Origin of the sequence: Mesorhizobium sp. M1A.T.Ca.IN.004.03.1.1 (assembly GCF_003997555.1) — a bacterium.
GTDB lineage: Bacteria > Pseudomonadota > Alphaproteobacteria > Rhizobiales > Rhizobiaceae > Mesorhizobium.
In genome coordinates this window covers 1-246 of sequence record NZ_RZTV01000850.1, presented here as the reverse complement: position 1 = coordinate 246, position 246 = coordinate 1, and the positions used below count along the sequence as shown (strand labels likewise).

Annotated in this window: 1 protein-coding gene; it reads right to left on the bottom strand. The window is 66.3% G+C overall.

Annotation, left to right across the window (positions count from 1 at the left end; genetic code table 11):
* The coding region (locus EOD29_RS34090; RefSeq protein ID WP_164764054.1) for a class I tRNA ligase family protein at positions 1 to 246 on the bottom strand (246 nt) is incomplete at both ends.

The following is a 246-nucleotide window of genomic DNA, read 5'->3' as shown; positions in this document are numbered from 1 at the left end:
GCCGCCGTTCCAATAGCGCTGCGAGAGGGTTTCATCGGACCCGTGGCCGAGACCTGTGAGATAGTTCGCCAACGCATCGAACCAGACATAGACGACCTCATCTCCATCGGGGACGGGAACGCCCCAGCCGCGCGCCCGCTCCGCACTGCGCGACACGCTGATGTCGGTCAGGCCACGCCGCAGCAGGGCAAGGACTTCGTTGCGCCGATGAGCCGGGACGATCCGAAGCTCGCCGGTCTCGACGAG